The sequence below is a fragment of the Microbacterium terricola genome (assembly GCF_027943945.1).
GTDB lineage: Bacteria > Actinomycetota > Actinomycetes > Actinomycetales > Microbacteriaceae > Microbacterium > Microbacterium terricola.
This window is the reverse complement of the sequence record NZ_AP027141.1, coordinates 1,952,650-1,971,015: the sequence shown is the minus strand read 5'-3', so window position 1 is coordinate 1,971,015 and position 18,366 is coordinate 1,952,650. Positions and strand designations below refer to the sequence as shown.

Annotated in this window: 19 protein-coding genes; 13 read left to right on the top strand and 6 right to left on the bottom strand. The window is 71.0% G+C overall.

What is annotated here, in order from left to right; genetic code table 11:
* Positions 1–58: 58 nt before the first annotated feature.
* From Microterr_RS09260 to Microterr_RS09250, 3 genes are read left to right on the top strand one after another with little or no spacing between them, the layout of a single operon-like run.
* A complete protein-coding gene (locus Microterr_RS09260; protein ID WP_263798244.1) occupies positions 59–694 on the top strand; it encodes a GntR family transcriptional regulator in 636 nt (211 codons plus the stop codon).
* 43 nt (positions 695–737) lie between these two features.
* Positions 738–1,184 (top strand): hypothetical protein, encoded by a 447-nt coding sequence (locus tag Microterr_RS09255; RefSeq protein ID WP_263798245.1) that lies wholly within the window; start codon positions 738–740, stop codon positions 1,182–1,184.
* Positions 1,181–1,606: a transcriptional regulator gene (locus tag Microterr_RS09250; RefSeq protein WP_263798246.1), complete on the top strand. Its 426-nt coding sequence runs from the start codon at positions 1,181–1,183 to the stop codon at positions 1,604–1,606. Before Microterr_RS09255 ends, Microterr_RS09250 begins: the two co-directional genes overlap by 4 nt.
* On the opposite strand, the gene Microterr_RS09245 is transcribed toward Microterr_RS09250, so the two are convergent.
* Positions 1,543–2,952 (bottom strand): HNH endonuclease signature motif containing protein, encoded by a 1,410-nt coding sequence (locus Microterr_RS09245; RefSeq protein WP_263798248.1) that lies wholly within the window; start codon positions 2,950–2,952, stop codon positions 1,543–1,545. The genes Microterr_RS09250 and Microterr_RS09245 overlap by 64 nt on opposite strands.
* Before the next feature lie 175 nt (positions 2,953–3,127).
* Between Microterr_RS09245 and Microterr_RS09240 the strand changes: the two genes are divergently transcribed.
* The 3 genes from Microterr_RS09240 to Microterr_RS09230 are packed head-to-tail and all read left to right on the top strand — an operon-like array spanning position 3,128 to position 5,730.
* Positions 3,128–4,645, top strand: coding sequence for an ATP-dependent DNA ligase (locus Microterr_RS09240; RefSeq protein WP_263798250.1), 1,518 nt, complete (start codon positions 3,128–3,130; stop codon positions 4,643–4,645).
* Positions 4,646–4,648: 3 nt separating this feature from the next.
* Positions 4,649–5,335 carry an NAD-dependent deacylase gene (locus Microterr_RS09235; protein WP_263798251.1) on the top strand — a complete coding sequence of 229 codons (687 nt, stop codon included), beginning with the start codon at positions 4,649–4,651 and terminating at the stop codon, positions 5,333–5,335.
* Positions 5,336–5,349: 14 nt separating this feature from the next.
* On the top strand, positions 5,350–5,730 hold the full coding sequence (locus Microterr_RS09230) for a DoxX family protein (protein ID WP_263798252.1): 381 nt from the start codon (positions 5,350–5,352) through the stop codon (positions 5,728–5,730).
* Positions 5,731–5,743: 13 nt separating this feature from the next.
* Here the strand turns inward: Microterr_RS09230 and Microterr_RS09225 are convergent, their stop codons facing one another.
* Entirely contained in the window at positions 5,744–6,400 is a 657-nt protein-coding gene (locus Microterr_RS09225) for a response regulator (protein ID WP_263798253.1), read from the bottom strand.
* Positions 6,397–8,034 (bottom strand): sensor histidine kinase, encoded by a 1,638-nt coding sequence (locus Microterr_RS09220; RefSeq protein ID WP_263798254.1) that lies wholly within the window; start codon positions 8,032–8,034, stop codon positions 6,397–6,399. The genes Microterr_RS09225 and Microterr_RS09220 overlap by 4 nt, the downstream gene beginning before the upstream one ends.
* A 156-nt stretch (positions 8,035–8,190) precedes the next feature.
* Between Microterr_RS09220 and Microterr_RS09215 the strand changes: the two genes are divergently transcribed.
* The 3 genes from Microterr_RS09215 (at position 8,191) to Microterr_RS09205 (ending at position 12,009) form a co-directional block, all read left to right on the top strand.
* Positions 8,191–9,729, top strand: a complete 1,539-nt coding sequence (locus Microterr_RS09215; protein WP_263798256.1) for a CitMHS family transporter — start codon at positions 8,191–8,193, stop codon at positions 9,727–9,729.
* A 76-nt stretch (positions 9,730–9,805) separates the two neighbouring features.
* Positions 9,806–11,203 carry an FAD-binding oxidoreductase gene (locus tag Microterr_RS09210; RefSeq protein WP_263798257.1) on the top strand — a complete coding sequence of 466 codons (1,398 nt, stop codon included), beginning with the start codon at positions 9,806–9,808 and terminating at the stop codon, positions 11,201–11,203.
* Positions 11,200–12,009 (top strand): alpha/beta fold hydrolase, encoded by an 810-nt coding sequence (locus Microterr_RS09205; RefSeq protein ID WP_263798258.1) that lies wholly within the window; start codon positions 11,200–11,202, stop codon positions 12,007–12,009. The genes Microterr_RS09210 and Microterr_RS09205 overlap by 4 nt, the downstream gene beginning before the upstream one ends.
* A 6-nt stretch (positions 12,010–12,015) precedes the next feature.
* Here the strand turns inward: Microterr_RS09205 and Microterr_RS09200 are convergent, their stop codons facing one another.
* Positions 12,016–13,182 carry an NYN domain-containing protein gene (locus tag Microterr_RS09200; protein WP_263798259.1) on the bottom strand — a complete coding sequence of 389 codons (1,167 nt, stop codon included), beginning with the start codon at positions 13,180–13,182 and terminating at the stop codon, positions 12,016–12,018.
* A gap of 64 nt (positions 13,183–13,246) precedes the next feature.
* Between Microterr_RS09200 and Microterr_RS09195 the strand changes: the two genes are divergently transcribed.
* Positions 13,247–13,606, top strand: coding sequence for a PLD nuclease N-terminal domain-containing protein (locus tag Microterr_RS09195; RefSeq protein ID WP_263798260.1), 360 nt, complete (start codon positions 13,247–13,249; stop codon positions 13,604–13,606).
* On the opposite strand, the gene Microterr_RS09190 is transcribed toward Microterr_RS09195, so the two are convergent.
* Entirely contained in the window at positions 13,588–14,571 is a 984-nt protein-coding gene (locus tag Microterr_RS09190) for a Gfo/Idh/MocA family protein (RefSeq protein WP_263798261.1), read from the bottom strand. The two genes, Microterr_RS09195 and Microterr_RS09190, sit on opposite strands and share 19 nt — an antisense overlap.
* A complete protein-coding gene (locus Microterr_RS09185; protein WP_263798262.1) occupies positions 14,568–15,101 on the bottom strand; it encodes a hypothetical protein in 534 nt (177 codons plus the stop codon). The genes Microterr_RS09190 and Microterr_RS09185 overlap by 4 nt, the downstream gene beginning before the upstream one ends.
* A 105-nt stretch (positions 15,102–15,206) precedes the next feature.
* Here Microterr_RS09185 and Microterr_RS09180 point away from each other — a divergent pair, with 105 nt between their 5' ends.
* The 3 genes from Microterr_RS09180 (at position 15,207) to chvE (ending at position 18,316) form a co-directional block, all read left to right on the top strand.
* Complete coding sequence (locus Microterr_RS09180; protein WP_263798264.1) at positions 15,207–16,223, top strand: LacI family DNA-binding transcriptional regulator; 1,017 nt, start codon at positions 15,207–15,209, stop codon at positions 16,221–16,223.
* Between the two features lie 76 nt (positions 16,224–16,299).
* Positions 16,300–17,118, top strand: a complete 819-nt coding sequence (locus Microterr_RS09175) for an L-ribulose-5-phosphate 4-epimerase (protein WP_425593772.1) — start codon at positions 16,300–16,302, stop codon at positions 17,116–17,118.
* A gap of 73 nt (positions 17,119–17,191) precedes the next feature.
* Positions 17,192–18,316: a multiple monosaccharide ABC transporter substrate-binding protein gene (gene chvE / locus Microterr_RS09170; RefSeq protein WP_281974197.1), complete on the top strand. Its 1,125-nt coding sequence runs from the start codon at positions 17,192–17,194 to the stop codon at positions 18,314–18,316.
* The last annotated feature ends 50 nt before the right edge of the window (positions 18,317–18,366 follow it).

Sequence of the window (18,366 nt, the reverse complement as noted above, 5' to 3'; positions counted from 1 at the left end):
GACGCTAGCGGTAACTTGTGTATGCGAAGTGATGCTGGATGTATACAGTGAAGGTGTGATGGATCGAACGCCTGTGCATGCCCAGCTGCGCGCCGACCTGGTCGACGGACGCTTCGGCGCCGACGAGCCGCTCGTCGAGGTCGCCCTGGCCGCGCTCTACGGCGTGTCGCGGACGCCCGTGCGGGAGGCGCTCAACCGCCTGGAGCAGGAGGGGCTCATCGTCCGGTCGCTGCGGGGCTTCCGCATCCGATCGGGCACCCCCGAAGACGTGATCGAGATCTACGACGTGCGGATCGCCCTCGAGCGGGCGGCGGCCGAGGCGGCGGCCGTCGTGCGCACCGACCTGCATCTCGCTGAGCTCGACCAGCTTCAGCGCCAGTCGCGAGCCGCCGGTGGAGACGCTGTGCTCTCGCGTCGCCTGCACTCCCGGTTCCACGAGGTGCTGTGGCAGGCGTCGCAGAACGCGACGCTGCAGTCGATGCTCGCGGGGCTCATCGCGCGGCTGCGCATCTTCGACCGCGAGACGCAGCATCGCGACGATCGTGCCGACTCCCTGGGGGAGCACGACCTGATCCTTGCGGCCCTGCGCGATCGCGATCCGGACGCAGCGGGCGCTGCCATCTCCGCGCATCTCCGCCGCACCAAGCAGGAGCGCCTGGACACCTTCGCTCTGCGGCGGATCGGCTCGCGCTGATCCACCCTTGCTTTCCATGTTGGAAAGTGATTCACTTTCCAACATGGAAAACGAGAGCACCCACCCCGCCGGCGAACTCGACGCGATCGCCGAGGCGCGCGCCGCGATCGTGCGACGCAGTCGTACCCCTCGGTGGTACTTCGCCGTCGTGGGCGTGCTCATCGCACTCCTCGTGCTGACGATCGGGCTCGGGATGGGCACGTGGTGGTATCTGCCCGCGATCTTCGCGGTCCTCGTGATCGAGGGGGTCGTCATCGCCGCGCACCGCAGGGTGACGGGCACGTCCGTCCCGGGGTCGGCGTGGCCGGTCTGGGTGTGGGTGGGCGCCGCGATCCTCGCCGTGCTGCCCGTGCTCACCGGCGTCGCGCTGCGGATGGGAGGCGCGCCCGACTGGACCATCGTCGCCGTCGCTGTGGTCGGAGGGCTGACGGCCGGTTTCGGCGCAGCGGTGATGAACCGTCGTTGGGAAGCGACGCGGGTCACGCCGTGACCGAAGCGCGCTTCGACGAAATCGTGCACGCCCCGCAGCGGCTGCGCATCCTCGCGATGCTCGACGCGATCTCGGGCGATGTCGAGTTCGCCGCCCTGCGGGATGCGCTCGGAGTGGCGGATTCGGTGGTGAGCAAGCACCTCAAAGTGCTGGCGGATGCCGACTACATCTCGGTGCGCAAGGCCGCGGCTCTCGGGCGCCAGCGCACCTGGATCGCGCTGACGACGCAGGGGAGCCGGGCATACGCGGCGCATGTCGCCTCGCTCAGGGAGATCCTGGGTGGGACGCCGCACTCGGCCCCGGCGGATGCGCTCGCGCCCGCGGATGCGCTCGCGCCCGACGTCGTCGCGGACGTGCGTCAGAACGGCGGGGGATCGGCGTCCGGGACGAACCGGACCGTGGACGGCGGTCTGTCGAGGTAGCTCCGCCCGGTCGGCCCGGTCCACTCGAGCACCCCGGCACCGAGCTGGCGCACCCGCCACTCGGTCGCGTGCTTCAGGGTGTGGTGGCGACGGCAGAAGCACGCAAGATTGCACTCACTGGTCTCGCCGCCGAGCGCCGCGTCGATGGTGTGGTCGATGTCGGTGCGACGGGCGCGGCGCCGGCAGCCGGGAAAGCGGCAGCGCTCGTCGCGCGCATGCAGGAATCGCTTCAGCTCTGCGCTGGGCCGGTAGCGGTCGACGGCTATCGGGAGCCCCGTGAACGGATCGGTCAGGACGCGGTCCCAACCGGGAGCGCTTGCGGCCAGCCGACGGGCGACGTCGATCGAGATGGGACCGTATCCCGCGAGCACGGCCGGCCGGCGCTCGACGCCGGCGAGCGAGAGGGCGGGCACCGTGATCTGGACGTGGCCGCGGATCGCACCCATCGCCGCTGGGTCGCCGTGGGCGGTCGGTGCGCCAGCGAGCAGCAGATCGGCCGCGACATCGGCCCGCATCTCGTCGAGGCCGCGCAGATCGACGGGCTCGTCGGTGGACTCGCGGTCTTTGGCGGGTGCCGTCACGACGGCCGCGATCGACGCATCCCCCGTGCCGGCGGGTGCTGTCCCCTCCTCGAGTCGGCCGGCGGATGGCAACGACGCATTCTCGTCGGACTCGCCGGCAGCGTCGCGCACCGCATGGGCGAGCTGGGTGACGCGGTCGTAGATCGCGTGGACGAGCGTCGCATCGTGATCGATCTGCAGCCGGGCCAGGCCGTCGTCGAGATCGAGCAGCCGCACGCCTCGCCGGCCCTGCGCCTGCCGCGCGCGATCGGCGGCCGTCGCAGGATCCATCGTGGCGGCGAGCGTGCGCGCGGGCTCGCGCATGCGACCCGCGCTCTCGGTCTGGGCGATCTCGAGCATCCGGGCTTCGAAGACGGCCCGCGTCTCGTCGTCGGCGATCGTCGAGCCGGTGTCGCGGATGACGGCGGCCTGTGCCGCGTCGATCTGCCCGGTGGCGAGCGCCGCCCAGGTCGTCGGGAGGCGGAAAACGAGATTGCCGGCGTCGCCGATGCGCGACTGCATGGTCTGGTCGCTGATGCGCAGCGCCGCGGCCAGTTCGGCGGCGACCTCGCGCGCAGCCAGCGCGGTGCCGAAATCGCGACGGCCGAGGGCGTGTCGCTGCGCTTCGCGCTGTGCGATGAGATCCACCGCCCGCGCCAGGACGCGGGTCTCCTCGGCCTGCGCCGCGGCGACAGCCGAGTGGGCGTGGACCGCATCGGCGGTGAGCGCATCCAGCTCGCGGCGCCACACGTCGAGGTCGACCGCGTCTGGTCGGTGTCCGCCCATCAGTGCTCCTGGTGTTCACGCTCGATCGAGCGATCCGCACGGTGGGCACTTCCGCGTTGTCTCCCCTCAGTATAGTTCAGACATACGACACGCACAATGGCTGAAGCAAAAGACAATAGAACAGAGATTCCCGCGGTCAACCCAGAGTGTCGGCACACAGTGCCACAATGCGGGGATGCTGCTGGCCGAGCTCGTCGACGCCGTCTCCGCTGTCGCGGCCACCTCGTCGCGACTGGCCAAGACCGCGGCGCTTGCTGACGTGCTGCGACGCCTGTCGCCCGAAGAGATCGCCCCGGCCATCGGACTCCTCACCGCGCAGCCGCGCCAGGGGAGGATCGGCGTCGGCTGGCGCACCGTCGCCGCCACCGCCGTCACCCACCGTGCGGCACCCGAGCTGACGGTCGGCGCCGTCGACGCCGCGCTCGACGGACTGGCGGCCACCGCGGGAGCGGGTTCGGCGGCCGCCCGCCGCGCCGACCTCGACGCGTTCGCCGCGCGGGCGACGGCGGGGGAGTGGGACTTCCTCACCAGGGTGCTCACCGGCGAGCTGCGCAGCGGTGCGCTCGAGGGCGTCCTCCTGGACGCCGTGGCTAAAGCATCCGATCGCCCCGCTGCCGCCGTCCGCCGCGCGGCGATGCTCACCGGCGATCTGGGCGAGACGGCGGTGATCGCCCTCACCGGAACCGCCGCTGACCTCGACGCCGTCGGCCTCGTAGTCGGCCGCGCCGTCGCACCGATGCTCGCCTCGACGGCCGCGACGCCGGCCGCGGCGCTCGCGATCACGGGGAAGGCCTCGGTCGAGTACAAGCTCGACGGCGCGCGCATCCAGGTGCATCGCGCGGGCGACGACGTCCGTGTGTTCACCCGCAACCTCGCCGACGTGACGCACCGGCTGCCGGAGATCGTCGAGGTCGTGCGCGCTCTGCCGGCCGCATCCGTCATCCTCGACGGCGAGACGCTCTCGCTCGACGAAGCCGGAGCCCCGCGCCCCTTCCAAGACACGATGGCGAGATTCGGAGCCGAGGTCGCCCGCGACATCGCGCTCCGGCCGTGGTTCTTCGACATCCTCCACGTCGACGGTCGCGACCTCATCGACGAGCCGCTGTCGGTGCGGCGCGACGTGCTCGAGCGGGTCGCCGGGCCGTGGCGTGTCCCGGCGACGGTGACCGATGATGACGCCGTGGCCGACGCGTTCTCCCGGGCCGCCCTCGCAGACGGGCACGAGGGCATCGTCGTGAAGGGGCTCGATGAGCCGTACGCCGCAGGGCGCCGGGGCAAGAGCTGGGTGAAGGTCAAGCCCGTCCTCACCTTCGACCTGGTCGTCCTGGCCGTCGAACCGGGCTCCGGCCGTCGCACGGGCCTGCTCTCGAACCTGCACCTGGGCGCGCGGGACGCGACGGGCGAGTTCGGCGGCGGCTTCGTCATGGTGGGCAAGACCTTCAAGGGGCTCACCGATGCGCTGCTGCAGTGGCAGACCTCGCACTTCCCGACGATCGAGACGGGCCGCACGGCCTATGCGCTGCACGTCGAACCCGTCACCGTCGTCGAGATCGCGATCGACGGCGTGCAGCGATCGAGCCGCTACCCGGGTGGCATCGCGCTGCGCTTCGCCCGCGTCAAGGCCTACCGGCCCGACAAGGGCCCGCACGAGGCCGACACGATCCAGGCGCTGCGGGCGCTCCTGCGGGGCTGAGTCATGCGCATCGTCGTCCTCACCGGCGCGGGCATTTCGGCCGAGAGCGGCGTGCCGACGTTCCGCGATGCGGACGGGCTCTGGGAGGGGCACCGGGTCGAGGAGGTCGCCACCCCGGAGGGATTCGAGGCCGACCCCGACCTCGTGCTGCAGTTCTATGACGAGCGACGGCGGGCGTCGGCATCCGTCCATCCGAACGCCGCACATCTCGCGCTCGCGCGCCTGGAGCGCGAGTTCGGCGAGCGGATGCTGGTCGTCACCCAGAACGTCGACGACCTGCACGAGCGCGCGGGCACCCATCGGCTGCTGCACATGCACGGCGAGCTCTTCCGTGCCCGGTGCACGCATTGCCGGGCCCGACCGCAGTGGCAGGGCGACCTGATCGGCCTGCCGCCGTGCCCGGAGTGCGGCGTCGCCGCGCTGCGGCCGGACGTGGTGTGGTTCGGCGAGATGCCCTACGGGCTCGACGAGATCGAGCGGGCTGTCGCGACGTGCGACCTGTTCGTGTCGATCGGCACCTCCGGTGCGGTGTATCCGGCGGCCGGGTACGCCGCACTGGCCGCTGCCCTCGGCGCGCGCACCCTCGAGCTCAACCTCGTGCCGAGCGACGCGGCCGTGCCCTTCGACGAGGTCCGTGCAGGTCTCGCCACCGTCGTCGTGCCCGCATGGGTCGACGAGCTCGTCCGGTGACCCATACTCGGACGATGAAGACATTCGCACGCTGGGTCCTCGCCGGCGCCATGGTGTTCGCCGGAGTCAGCCACCTGTTCTGGGCGCGCAAGGAGTTCCAGGCGCAGGTGCCCGACCTCATCACCGAGACCCTCCCGATCGACAAGGACGGTGTCGTGGTCGCCTCCGGCGCCGTCGAGATCATGCTCGGCGCGGCGCTCGTGCTGTTCCCGAAGGATCGCCCGAGAGTCGGCGCGATCCTCGCGGCGTTCTTCATCGCGATCTTCCCCGGCAACATCGCGCAGTACCTCGACAAGCGCGATGGGTTCGGGCTCGACACCGACGCGAAGCGCCTCGTGCGGCTGGTCTTCCAGCCCGTGCTCGTCGCGTGGGCGTGGTGGTCGACGCGCCCGTGAGGCCTGAGGGCGATCAGCGGGCGGGTGCGCTCACCGCGTACCGGTGCTCGGGGCGGCCGGTCGTCCCGTAGCGCAGCCGCACGTCGATCACGCCCCGCGCGGCCAGCGCGGACAGGTGACGCTGCGCTGTCGCCCGCGAGATCCCGGCGAGCTCGCCGATCTCGGCGGCCGAGGCCTCCGTCGTGCCGAGGGTCTCCAGGATGAGCTGCTCCGTGGCCGACCGTGACGCCGTCGACTGGTCGCCCACCCCGTGCAGGATCGCGAGGGCCCGGTCGAGCTCGTCCTGACCGAGCGGACGGTCGGCGCCGATCAGGTTGCGGAAGCGCGCGTAGCGGTCGAGCCGCTCGGTGAGGGCGCGCGGCTCGAACGGCTTCACGAGGTAGCCGAGCGCGCCGGCGTGCAGCGCGCGGCGCACCGTGGCCGCGTCGTTCGCCGCGGACAGCACGAAGGCGTCGATGCCGGCCGTGCGCGCGAGCTCGATGCCGTCTCCATCGGGCAGATACACGTCCACCAGCAGCAGATCCGGCCGCTGGTCCCGGATCGCGGCGACCGCGTCGGCCACGGAACGAACCGGGTCGAGCACGGCGAATCCGGCCTTGTCCGCGACGATGTCGCGGTGCAGTCCGGCTACCCGGAAGTCGTCGTCGACGACGAGGACGCGCAGGGTCATGGGGTCTCCTCTCGGGAGGACGGATGCTGCGGCACGACGACACCGGGCACACGCGCGCCGAAGACCGCACCCGCCCCCCTGCCACCAGGGTCGATGATCCACACGTCGCCGCCGCGCCGCCGCGCGAGCTCGCGCGAGAGCGGCAGGCCGATGCCGAGACCGTGGAGGGCATCGGCCGGCAGGTTCTCCCTGCCCGTGGTCGTGAACACGTCGACGCCGGCGGCGATGCCGTGGCCGGAATCGGCCACGGTCATGACGAGCTGGTCGACGTCGGTGAGGAACGTCGTCTCGACGCGAGCAGGTGCCCCGGCGCGAGCCGCCGCCGTCGCGGCGTTGTCGAGCAGGTTGCCGAGGATCGCGGCGACGTCCTCCACCTGCGTGAGGGTGCCGAGCACGAGGGTGCCCTCGCCCACGGTCAGCGCGACCCCGCGCTCGCCGAGTTCGAGCGACTTGGCGCCCAGGAACGACTGCAGGAACGGGTCGGTGACCCGGCCGAGTCCGGCCACGGGGAAGTCCACGGCGCCCCGCTCGAGCTGCTCGGCGAGGAATGCGCGCGCGTCCGCCGGACGGTCGGCGTCGATCAGGCCGGTCGCGACGTGCAGGCGGTTGGCGAACTCGTGCCGCTGCACCCGCAGCGCTCCGGTCATCGCGCGCACCGTGTCGAGTCGCTCGCTGAGCGCCACCAGATCGGTGCGGTCGCGGACGATGACCACGTCGCCCAGGCTCCGCCCGTCGCGCTGCACCGGGTGGCTGTCGAGGTAGAGCACGCGGTCGCCGACAACCATGCCGTCGCGGGCGCCGCCGGCGGAGATCGCCGCGACCACGGAGGCCGTCGCCCCTGCCTCGACCAGGGTGCGGCCGATCGGAGCGGCGAGTCCCAGCATCCGCTCGGCCGCGGTGTTGCACACGCGCACGACGCCGCGCGGGTCGAGGGCGACGACACCGTCGCCGACGCCGTCGAGCACGGCCGCCTGATTCTGCACCAGCGACACGAGCTCCTCCGGCTGCAGGCCGAGGGTCAGGCGCTCCCAGCGCCGACGCATGACGAACGTCGCGAGCGCGGCCAGAGCGAACGCGCCGAGCGCGGCCACTGCGATCGTCGCGATCAGCACGGGCAGGTCGTCGAAGACACTGGCCCGTTCGAACCCCACGCTCACTTCGCCGACGGGCGCACCGCCCCCGAAGGGGAGGATAGGCACCTTCGCGCGCGCGGACTCGCCGAGCGTGCCGCGCTCCCAGTCCACGACCTCGTTGCCGGCGAGCACGTCCGCGAACGGGGTCGAGACGACCTCGCCGAGCAGGGCCTCGTTCGGATGGGCGAGACGGATGCCGTGATCATCGGCGATGACGACGAACAGCGCATCGGTGCGCGCGGCGACGGCCGTCGACAGCTCCTGCAGCGGGCCGTCCTTCAGCTCATCCGGATCCGGACTGCCCGGATCTGCCGAGATCTCCGCCACGAGGGCGCGGACGTCGGGGTCCTCCGCGACCGTGCGGGCGATGTTCAGGGCCGACGACTCCGACTCGGCGCGCAGCTGCTGGACGCCGAGGACCAGGAACACCGTCGTGCACATCGCGACCACGGCCGCGACGAGCGCGAGCTGCAGCAGCAGCACCCTCGTCGCGAATCTCATGACCGCCTCCTCGCGATGGTGAGCACAATGCGCGCAACCCACGCTACGCGCAGAAGGTGCCGCAATGCGAGATAGCGCGCGCTCGCTGCGCGGCGCGCCTAGATTCGCGGGAATCGCACACGGCGGTGTGTGCGGCAGACAGACGAAGGAGTCGAGATGCACACCAGCTCTCTCATCCTCGCGGCAGCGGCCGACGAGGGATACGACACGGCCTTCGTGCCGCCCGAGGGCGTCCTCGTGATCCTCGGGTTCGCGATGGTGCTCACCTTCATGGTGCTCATCATGACGCGGCGCCTGACGCCGATGGTCGCGCTGATCCTCGTGCCGACCGCGTTCGGCCTGTTCGCCGGCGCGGGCCTGGGCCTCGGCGACATGATCCTCGAGGCGATCGGCACGATGGCGCCGACCGCGGCCCTGCTGATGTTCGCGATCATGTTCTTCGGCATCATGATCGACGTCGGCCTGTTCGACCCGCTCATCCGCTTCATCACGCGGCTGCTCGGCGACGACCCCGCCAAGGTCGTGCTCGGCACCGCCCTGCTCGCGGGCGCCGTCTCCCTCGACGGCGACGGCTCGACGACCTTCATCATCACGACCTCGGCGATGCTGCCGATCTACCTCCGGCTCGGGATGAGCCCGGTCGTCCTGACCTGCGTCGCCGGTCTGATGAACGGCACCCTGAACATCGTCCCCTGGGGCGGCCCGACCGTCCGCGCCGCCGCGGCGCTCGGCGTCGAGCCGACCGACATCTTCGTGCCGATGCTGCCGTCGCTGGCCGCCGGTCTCGTCGTCGCGCTCACCTTCGCCTGGTTCCTCGGGCTGTCGGAGCGCCGTCGTCTCGCCGGATCGATCGACACGTCACGACTGGATGCCGGCACGCGCGGTGACGGGATCCTGGGTGCTCCTCGCCTCTTCCGCGGCGCCGACGCCAAGCCCGGCGCACGGGCGAACCTGCGCACCGGGAACCTCGTCACGGTCTCGGGCAGCCGGAGCGCCGTCGCTGTCGCCGAGCTGGCGGACCCGAGCGACACCGCGATGGCCGACACCATGCTCGACCCGAACCGGGCGACGCTGCGACCGAAGCTCATCTGGTTCAACCTCGCCCTGACGCTCGCCGTCATGGTGCTGCTGGTGCTCGACATCTTCCCGCTGCCGTATGTGTTCATGGTGGGCGCCGCGGTCGCGCTGTTCGTCAACTTCCCGAAGCTGAAGTCGCAGGCGGATGAGATCGTCGCGCACGCGCCGAGCATCGTCGGGGTGGTCTCCATGGTCCTCGCCGCCGGCGTGCTGGTCGGCGTGCTCAACGGCACGGGCATGGTCGACGCGATGGCGAGCTGGATCACGACGGTCATCCCCGCTCCGCTCGGACCCTTCATGGCGGTGATCACCGGCGTGCTGTCGATCCCGTTCACGTTCTTCATGTCGAACGACGCGTTCTACTTCGGGATCCTGCCGATCCTCGCCGAGAGCGCGGCGACGTACGGGATCACCCCCGTGGAGATGGCGCGGGCGTCGGTGACCGGTCAGCCGGTGCATCTGCAGAGCCCGCTCGTCCCCGCCATCCTGCTGCTGGTGTCGCTCGCCAACGTGAACCTGGGCGATCACCACAAGAAGGTGCTGTGGCGCGCGACCGTGGTCTCGCTGGTCATGCTCACGGTCGGCGTGCTGGTGGGATCGATCCCCTTCGCGGCCTGACCTGGCTGGCTGAAACCGGCCAGCCGGACCAGGCCTGCGGGCGGGCGGGATCGGCCGGGGGTAGCATCGGACGGCCATGACCGATGCTGCTCTCGCCGACCTCGCCCGCCTGCTGTCGCCCGACTCCCTGATCCTCGACGAGAGTGTCCGTGAGGCTTACGCCCACGATGACGCGGAATGGGCGGAGTACACGACACCGTCCGCTGTGGTCAGGGCCGCGTCCATCGACGACGTCGTGGCCACGGTGACCTGGGCGGCCCGCCACGGTGTCGCGATCGTCCCGCGCGGGGCCGGCACTGGTCTGTCGGGCGGGGCGAACGCGACGAGCGGAAGTCTCGTCCTCACGCTCGAGCGGATGACCGAGGTGCTCGAGGTCAACGTCGAGGAGCGCTACGCCCGGGTGCAGGCCGGTGTGCTCAACGACGCGCTGCGGCAGGAGGTCGCGGCATCCGGACTCTGGTACCCGCCCGACCCCGCGAGCCAGGCGATCTCGACGATCGGCGGCAACGTCGCGACCAACGCCGGCGGCATCTGCTGCGTCAAGTACGGCGTCACCCGCGACTACGTGCTGGGCCTCACGGTGGTGCTCGCCGACGGCAGCATCGCCCGGCTCGGACGCACGACCGCGAAGGGCGTCACCGGGTATGACCTCACGGCGCTGATGGTGGGCTCGGAGGGCACCCTCGGCATCGTCGTCGAGGCGACTCTGAAGCTGCTGCCGCCCGGCGGCCGCGAGGAGCGAGCCGTCGTGGGCTACTTCCCTTCACTCACGGCAGCCGGGCGCGCAGTCGCGGCCGTCGCCGCGGCGGGCATCGTGCCGGCGGCACTCGAGCTGATCGACCGGATGTGCCTGCACGCCGTGGCGCAGTGGCAGGGGTGGGATCTGCCGGAGGGTGCGGCGGCGCTGCTGCTGGCCAAGGTCGACGAGGCCGGCGAAGCCGGAGAGCGACTGGCCGCCCGGCTCGAGGATGCCTTCCGCGACGCCGGCGGCGCGGCGGTCGAGCGGGCGGACGACCCCGCCGAGATCGACCGGCTGTTCCGCGCCCGCCGCTTGGCGTATCCCGCACTCGAGCGGCTCGGTCCGGTCCTCACCGAGGATGTGTGCGTGCCCCGCGGCGCGGTGCCCGAGATGCTCGCCCGCATCGAGGCGATCGCCGCCGATGCCGACGTCGTGATCGCCAACATCGCCCATGCGGGTGACGGCAATCTGCACCCGCTCATCATCGCGCCCGAGGGAGACGAGGCAGCGAAGGCCAGGGCCAAGGGCGCCTTCGATCGCATCGTGACCGCGTGCCGCGCCCTGGGCGGCACCGTCACCGGCGAGCATGGGGTGGGCCTGTTGAAGCTGCCTGGTGCCGCGGCGGAGCTGAGCCCGACCGTCATCCGTCTGCACGCGGACATCAAGCGAGCGCTCGACCCGCAGGGCATCCTCAACCCCGGCAAGGCGTTCCCGACGGAAGGTGCCCCCGCATGAGCTCGATCACCGCCGACGACGGGGTGCGCCTGGACTACACCGTGTCGGGCGACCCCGCAGGGCGGCCGGTGGTGCTGCTGGCCGGCTTCAAGGCGGCCGCGACGACATGGCGCTATCAGCTGAAGCCCCTGCAGGATGCGGGGTATCGCGTGATCGCCGTCGACCTCCGTGGGCACGGCACGAGCGAACGCCCGGCCGAGGGTGTCGACATGGCGCGCCGTGGCGCCGACGTGCACGCCGTGCTCGAGCGTCTCGACCTGAACGACGTCGTGCTCATCGGCGGTTCGATGGGCGGAAACACGATCTGGGCGTACCTGCAGCAGCACGGTGCCGCGAGAGTCGGCGCGGTCGTCATCGTGGACCAGACGCCGAAGATGCTCAACACGCCGGACTGGCCGCACGGCTTCTACGGCTACGACGCCTCGAACGTCGACACGTACTTCGCCGAGCGCATCCCCGACACCGGCCACGGTACGCCGATCGCACGCAGGGGGATGCGGCTGGTACGGCTCCTCCGCCTGATGAAGGGCGCGGATGCCGGTGCTCTCAGCGAGGGTGAGCTCGCCCTCCTGGACGACCACGCGAAGAAGGACTGGCGTCCCGTCATCGCGGCGACGAGCGTACCCGTGCTCTTCGTCGCCGGCGCGGAGAGCGAGTTCTGGCCGAGCGCGCACGCGGTCGCCGCTGCCGCGCTCGCGTCGCGGGGGACGGCGGTCGTGCTCGCGAACGACGGGCACGCGGCGAACATGGAGCAGCCGAAGGCCTTCAACCGCGCGGTGCTGCAGTTCCTCGCCGGCGCGAGCTGACCCTGGTCACTCGCGCAGGCGCACGAGGCGCTCGTGCCCGGTCTCCTCGAGCTCGGCGATCGATTCGCGTGCCTTCACGAAGTCGTTGAAGGAGCGGTAGCCGAGGGCCTTCTCGCTGAACGAGGGGTCCATCCGCCGCATGTGGGTCTTCACCGCCGAGCTGTGCAGCCACTCGGAGTCGTCGTTCTTGTCATGACCGAGGCGGAGGGCGCGCTCGAGCAGTCGCGTCGCGGTCTCCTGCGGGTCCGGCTCGTCGGGCTGTGCCACCTCGGGTGCGGCCTCCGCGCTCGCGGCGACGCTCTTGGTCGTGGCTCGCCTGCTCGTGCGCTTCGCAGGTGCGGCCGCACCGCCGAGCGCGTCGTTGAGGGCTGCCTCGACCTCGGCCGCGCGCGGTGCGCCTGCGGCTGTCTCGGCCGGCTCCGCCGTGCTCTCGGCGTCGGGGGCGGGCTTCGCAGGGGAGCGCCGCGACCCCGACCGCGTCTTGGCGGTCGTGACCGGGGCGTCCGTCGGCGCGCCCTCGGCTTGCGGCTCCTCGGCGGTCGCCGCGGGGGCCTTGGCCTTGCCGCGGCTTCGAGCGGCAGCATCCTTCGCCGTCTCGCGCGTCACGCGTGGGACGCCAGGGAGCGAGTCGTAGGCCTCGAACTCGTCGCACGCGGCGGCGAGCGATTTGGCCGTGGAGCCGGCGACGCCCACGCCCACCACATAGCGGCCGAGACGCTTGCAGCGCTGGGCGAGCGGCACGTAGTCGCTGTCGCCCGCGACGATCACGACGTGCGTGAGGTCGGGCAGGCGGAACATGTCCTCCACGGTGTCGACGGCGAGGCGGATGTCCGCGCCGTTCTTCGCGTAAGCGGCGGCGGGGAACAGCTGCACCAGGTCGACCGCGCGGGCGACGAGCTGGGAGCGGTACACCGCGTTCACCGGCGCCGACCAGTCCGCGTACGCCCGGGTGAGCACGAGCGTGCCGAACGAGGCGGCGTAGTCGATGATCGCGCCCACGTCGATGGTGGCAGCCGCGAGGCGCTCGGCGATCTCGGGGTCGCCGGCGTTCTCGCTGATGCGCTGGCGGTCACGCGAGTAGGCGTTGCGCCCGTGCACCCGGTCGTACCAGCTCATGACGATGTTGTCGAAGTCGAGGTAGACCGCGACGCGGGGGTTCTGGGGGTCCGGCATGACTCCAGTGTGTCAGCCGCAGGAATGGCGAGACAGCAGCACAGCGGATACATAGAATTCCGTCATGCCGTATGTGTTCTCCCTCCTCGTGGTCGGCGCCATGATCTTCGCGCTCGTCGACATCATCACGCGCGACGAGTGGCAGGTGAAGCACCTGCCGCGCTGGGCGTGGCTGCTCATGGTCCTGGTGCTCCCGTTCATCGGCACCGTGCTCTGGTTCGCCCTCGGCCGCGAGTACACCGGGGGAGCGGCGCGGGCGCAGCGCGCCCCGGCGCGGCAGAGCGCCCCGACCGGGTACGTGGCACCGACGCACGGACGGCGCAGCACCGAGGAGCAGCTGGCGGATCTCGAGCGTGAGATCGAAGAGGAGCGCCTGCGTGCGGAGATCGCGCGACGCGCGCGCGATCAGGCCTCCGAGGGGTAGGCGACGCCGATCTGACGGCGGATCTCGTCCATCGTCTCCATGATCGCGACGGTGTCGTCCAGCGGCAGCACGTCGCTGTCGAGCGACCCATCGGCGACGAACTGCTCTGCGGCGATCGCCTGGTACTGCATGCCGCGGCCCTCGACCTGCGAGACGTAGTCCTCGACGATCGTGCCGTCCGGGGTGATCAGCCGGAACGAGGTCGGGGTGTACCAGACGCGGTCGATGTCGATGCGCGCGGTCGTGCCGACGATGTGCGCTGTGTTGGGGCCGGCCGCGCGGGACGACGAGAGCGTGCTCGATACGGCGCCGCCGGCGTGGGTGAACAGCGTGGCCACCTCGGTGTCGGCGCCCGTCTCGCCCAGTCGAGCGGTTGCGGTCACCGACGACGGCGCCCCCAGCACGTCCCACGTGAACGAGACCGGGTAGATCCCGAGATCGAGCAGGGCGCCGCCGCCGAGCTCGAGCGCGTTCAGGCGGTGCTCCGGATCGGCCGGCAGCTGCTGGGTGTGGTCGGCGAAGGCCGTCCGCACTTCGCCGAGCGCACCGCTCGCGACGAGTTCGCGGATCCGCGCCATGTGCGGCAGGTACCGCGTCCACATCGCCTCCATGGCGAGCACGCCCTGCGCTCGTGCGGCGTCGCGCACGGCGGCTGCCTCGGCGCCGGTCAGCGTGAAGGGCTTCTCGACGAGCACGTGCTTGCCGTGCGAGATGGCGAGCAGGGCATCCTCGGCGTGCATCGGGTGCGGCGTGGCGATGTAGACGATGTCGACGTCCGGGTCGGCGACGAGGCCCTCGTACGATCCGTGGGCGCGGGGGATGTCGAACTCCGCCGCGAACCGCTCGGCCGATTCGAGCCGGCGCGAGCCGACGGCGGCGAGGTCGAGTCCCGCGGTGCGCAGGTCGCGTGCGAAGGAGTGGGCGATGCCACCCGTGGCGAGGATTCCCCAGCGAAGTCCGGTCATGCCTCGAGCGTACTGGCGACCGGCGGCTGATCGGAGAGGGCGAGCACGAACGCGACGATGCCGAGCGCGGGCCCGGCGAGCACGGGGCCTCGCCCGAACGACCACTCCTCATCGGTCGCGGCGATCGTATGGCCCTTCAGCACGGCTCGGCGATCGAAGGGGCCGCTCGTCGCGCCCCACAGTGCGACGGCGCCGGTGATGGCTGCGTGCAGGCGCGGCGTGCCTCCGGTCTCGGCGGCGAGCACGAGCAGGGCGCGGGTCGCGTGCACGAGCGAGCGGATGCTGCGCCTCTTCCCCGTCCGCACACTCGCGGACAGGGCGGGGAGGCCGTCCACCGGATCGGCGTCGAGGCGCGCGGCGCGCACGAAGTCGGCGGCGAGCCGGCCGGCCCGCTCGGCGTCGACGCCGCCCAGCAGACGCTGGGCCTCGTCGATGACCTGCGCGACGGCCACGCGGCGGTCGCTCGTGACGTCCGTCTCGTCGCCGTGCGGGCGGCCGTTGAGCGGAAGGAACCGGGCGAAGTCGGCCATGATGCCAGTGTAGGCATGCGCCCCCGGGCGCCCGGCGGTGCATAATGGCACCCGAGGCCGTGTGACCGTGCACATGCCTCCACCCGCTTCCCCCAGAGAGCCACCATGAGCGACGACGCCCCCGGCCGCAGGCCGAGCATCCGCGATGTCGCGCGGCTCGCGGGCGTCTCGCATCAGACCGTCTCCCGCGTGCTCAACGAGCACCCCAGCATCCGGCCCGAGACGCGCGAGCGCGTGCTCACGGTCATGGCGGAGCTGCAGTACCGCCCGAACCGGGCCGCCCGCGCGCTGGTCACCAGCCGGTCGCAGACCATCGGCATCCTCTCCGCCTCCAGCACGATGTACGGCCCCGCGTCCAGCATCGCGTCGATCGAGGCAGCCGCGCAGGAGCGGGGCTACTGGGTGAGCACGGCGAACATCGACGCCTCGGCTCCGCAGTCCATCCCCGACGGCATCGCGCATCTGATGGCGCAGTCGATCGAGGGACTCGTCGTCATCGCGCCGCAGGTGCGGGTGTTCCGGGCGCTCGCCGCCCAGCAGCTCGACATCCCGTACGTCACCCTCCAGTCGACCGGCCTCGACCCCGACCACACCCTCACCGTCGACCAGATCGGCGGGGCGCGCCTCGCGACGAAACACCTGATCAGCCTGGGACATCGGCAGATCTACCACCTCGCAGGACCGCAGGACTGGATCGAGGCGGAGGCGCGCATGCGCGGATTCCTCGAGGAGATGAGCGCGAACGACATCCCCACCACCGCACCGATCCTGGGGGACTGGACGGCCGAGTTCGGCTACTACGCCGGCCGCGAGCTGCTGCGGGTGCGGGACTTCACCGCGATCTTCTCGTCGAACGACCAGATGGCGCTCGGACTGATGCACGCGATCCGCGACGAGGGGCTGGATGTGCCCCGCGACATCAGCATCGTCGGCTTCGACGACATCCCCGAGGCGGCTCACTTCTGGCCGCCGCTGACGACCGTGCGGCAGGACTTCGCGGAACTCGGCAGGCGCTGCGTCGACCTGCTGCTGGGTCCGCGCGGCGACGCGGATGAGCCCGCCGCCACCCCGACGATCATGCCCGAGCTGATCGTCCGCGGGTCCGCAGCGCCCCTCCGCTGAGACACAGGCTTCCGTTACCAACCCGAGACCGAGTGAAGTTGACACTCTCGGGCCGGACGTGGCTACACTTGCCGATGTGAACGGTCACATGGACTGTCACATCGGCTGTCACATCGACCGCCGCACAGCCAGACCAGACAAGGGAGTCGGCACAGTGGTGCAGGGCACGGATTCCGAGACGCAGGATCGCTACGTCTCCGGCGTGAAGACCGAGGTCGCGATCGCCCGTGTCCGCGCCGAGGTGGCCGCCCTCCACGCCGAGCTCGTCCGCTACGGCCTCATCGTCTGGACCGGCGGCAACGTCTCGGGCCGCGTGCCCGGCGCCGATCTGTTCGTGATCAAGCCGTCCGGCGTCTCGTACGACGACCTGGCGCCCGAGAACATGATCCTCTGCGATCTCGACGGCAACGTCATCCCCGGCACCCCCGGCAGCGAGCGGTCGCCCTCGTCCGACACCGCGGCGCACGCATACGTCTACCGGAACATGCCCGAGGTCGGCGGCGTCGTGCACACCCACTCCACCTACGCTGTGGCGTGGGCGGCGCGCGGCGAGGAGATCCCCTGCGTCATCACGGCGATGGCCGACGAGTTCGGCGGCCCCATCCCGGTGGGCCCCTTCGCGATCATCGGCGACGACTCGATCGGCAAGGGCATCGTCGAGACGCTCTCCGGCCACCGCAGCCGCGGCGTGCTCATGCAGAACCACGGCCCGTTCACGATCGGCACGAACGCGAAGGACGCCGTCAAGGCGGCCGTCATGCTCGAGGACGTCGCCCGCACCGTGCACATCGCCCGTCAGGGCGGCCCCCTCATCCCTCTCCCGCAGGACGCCATCGACCGGCTCTACGACCGGTACCAGAACGTCTACGGACAGACCACCGACGACCGCCGGTAGCCCGAAACCCTGGGCGCGGTCACAACTGAATACCGAACACCAAGACAGTGATGTCCACTGGAAAGGAACCACAGTGAAGATCAAGAGGATCATGATCGCGGCTGTCGCCGCGGGCGCCCTGGCGCTGACCGCCTGCTCCGGCAGCACCGGCGGCACCGGCACCACCGAGGGCGAAGGCGACGGCGGCCTCATCGGCGTCGCGATGCCCACCAAGAGCTCGGAGCGCTGGATCCAGGACGGCGACGCCGTCAAGGCTGCGCTCGAGGCCGAGGGCTACACCGTCGACCTGCAGTACGCAGAGGACGACATCCCCACCCAGGTCTCGCAGATCGAGAACATGATCACGAAGGGTGCCGAGGCGCTCATCGTGGCCTCGATCGACGGCACCACGCTGACGGAGGTCCTCCAGACCGCCGCAGACAGCGACGTGCCCGTCATCGCGTACGACCGCCTCATCAAGGGCACCGAGAACGTCGACTACTACGCGACGTTCGACAACGAGCTCGTCGGCAACCAGCAGGCGTGGACCCTCCTGAACGGCCTCGGCCTGACGGACCTCGAGGGCAACCCGGCCGAGGACGCGCCCAAGGGTCCGTTCAACATCGAGCTGTTCGCCGGCTCGCTGGACGACAACAACGCGTTCTTCTTCTTCAACGGCGCGATGGATGTCCTGAACCCGTACATCGAGGACGGCACGCTGGTCGTGAAGTCGGGTCAGACCGACATCGAGCAGGCCGCCACGCTCCGCTGGGACGGCGAGACCGCCCAGAGCCGCATGGAGGACATCCTCACGTCGCAGTACTCGGACGGCTCGAAGGTCAACGCGGTGCTGTCGCCCTACGACGGCATCTCGCGCGGCATCATCTCGGCTCTCACCGACGCCGGCTACACCACCGGTGACGAGTGGCCGATCATCTCGGGCCAGGACGCCGAGGTCGACTCGGTCAAGGCGATCCTCTCGGGTGAGCAGTACGCGACGATCTTCAAGGACACGCGTGAGCTCGCCAAGGTCGCTGCCGGCATGGCCATCTCCGTGCTGAACGGCGAGGAGCCCGAGGTCAACGACACCGAGACGTACGACAACGACGTGAAGGTCGTCCCCTCGTACCTGCTCGCGCCGGTGCCGGTCGTCAAGGACAACGTCGAGTCGGCCCTGGTCGACACCGGCTACTGGACGGCTGAGGAGCTCGGCCTCTAACGAGGTCTCTCCACCTGTCGAATCGGCGACGACGGTGGGGCATCCGCCCC

Excerpts from the sequence above, each read along its gene's own strand:
- Microterr_RS09260 (WP_263798244.1), top strand. The coding sequence starts at position 59 with ATGGATCGAACGCCTGTGCATGCCCAGCTGCGCGCCGACCTGGTCGAC.
- Microterr_RS09255 (WP_263798245.1), top strand. The coding sequence starts at position 738 with ATGGAAAACGAGAGCACCCACCCCGCCGGCGAACTCGACGCGATCGCC.
- Microterr_RS09245 (WP_263798248.1), bottom strand. The coding sequence starts at position 2,952 with ATGGGCGGACACCGACCAGACGCGGTCGACCTCGACGTGTGGCGCCGC.
- Microterr_RS09240 (WP_263798250.1), top strand. The coding sequence starts at position 3,128 with ATGCTGCTGGCCGAGCTCGTCGACGCCGTCTCCGCTGTCGCGGCCACC.
- Microterr_RS09235 (WP_263798251.1), top strand. The coding sequence starts at position 4,649 with ATGCGCATCGTCGTCCTCACCGGCGCGGGCATTTCGGCCGAGAGCGGC.
- Microterr_RS09230 (WP_263798252.1), top strand. The coding sequence starts at position 5,350 with ATGAAGACATTCGCACGCTGGGTCCTCGCCGGCGCCATGGTGTTCGCC.
- Microterr_RS09225 (WP_263798253.1), bottom strand. The coding sequence starts at position 6,400 with ATGACCCTGCGCGTCCTCGTCGTCGACGACGACTTCCGGGTAGCCGGA.
- Microterr_RS09220 (WP_263798254.1), bottom strand. The coding sequence starts at position 8,034 with ATGAGATTCGCGACGAGGGTGCTGCTGCTGCAGCTCGCGCTCGTCGCG.
- Microterr_RS09215 (WP_263798256.1), top strand. The coding sequence starts at position 8,191 with ATGCACACCAGCTCTCTCATCCTCGCGGCAGCGGCCGACGAGGGATAC.
- Microterr_RS09210 (WP_263798257.1), top strand. The coding sequence starts at position 9,806 with ATGACCGATGCTGCTCTCGCCGACCTCGCCCGCCTGCTGTCGCCCGAC.
- Microterr_RS09205 (WP_263798258.1), top strand. The coding sequence starts at position 11,200 with ATGAGCTCGATCACCGCCGACGACGGGGTGCGCCTGGACTACACCGTG.
- Microterr_RS09200 (WP_263798259.1), bottom strand. The coding sequence starts at position 13,182 with ATGCCGGACCCCCAGAACCCCCGCGTCGCGGTCTACCTCGACTTCGAC.
- Microterr_RS09195 (WP_263798260.1), top strand. The coding sequence starts at position 13,247 with ATGCCGTATGTGTTCTCCCTCCTCGTGGTCGGCGCCATGATCTTCGCG.
- Microterr_RS09190 (WP_263798261.1), bottom strand. The coding sequence starts at position 14,571 with ATGACCGGACTTCGCTGGGGAATCCTCGCCACGGGTGGCATCGCCCAC.
- Microterr_RS09185 (WP_263798262.1), bottom strand. The coding sequence starts at position 15,101 with ATGGCCGACTTCGCCCGGTTCCTTCCGCTCAACGGCCGCCCGCACGGC.
- Microterr_RS09180 (WP_263798264.1), top strand. The coding sequence starts at position 15,207 with ATGAGCGACGACGCCCCCGGCCGCAGGCCGAGCATCCGCGATGTCGCG.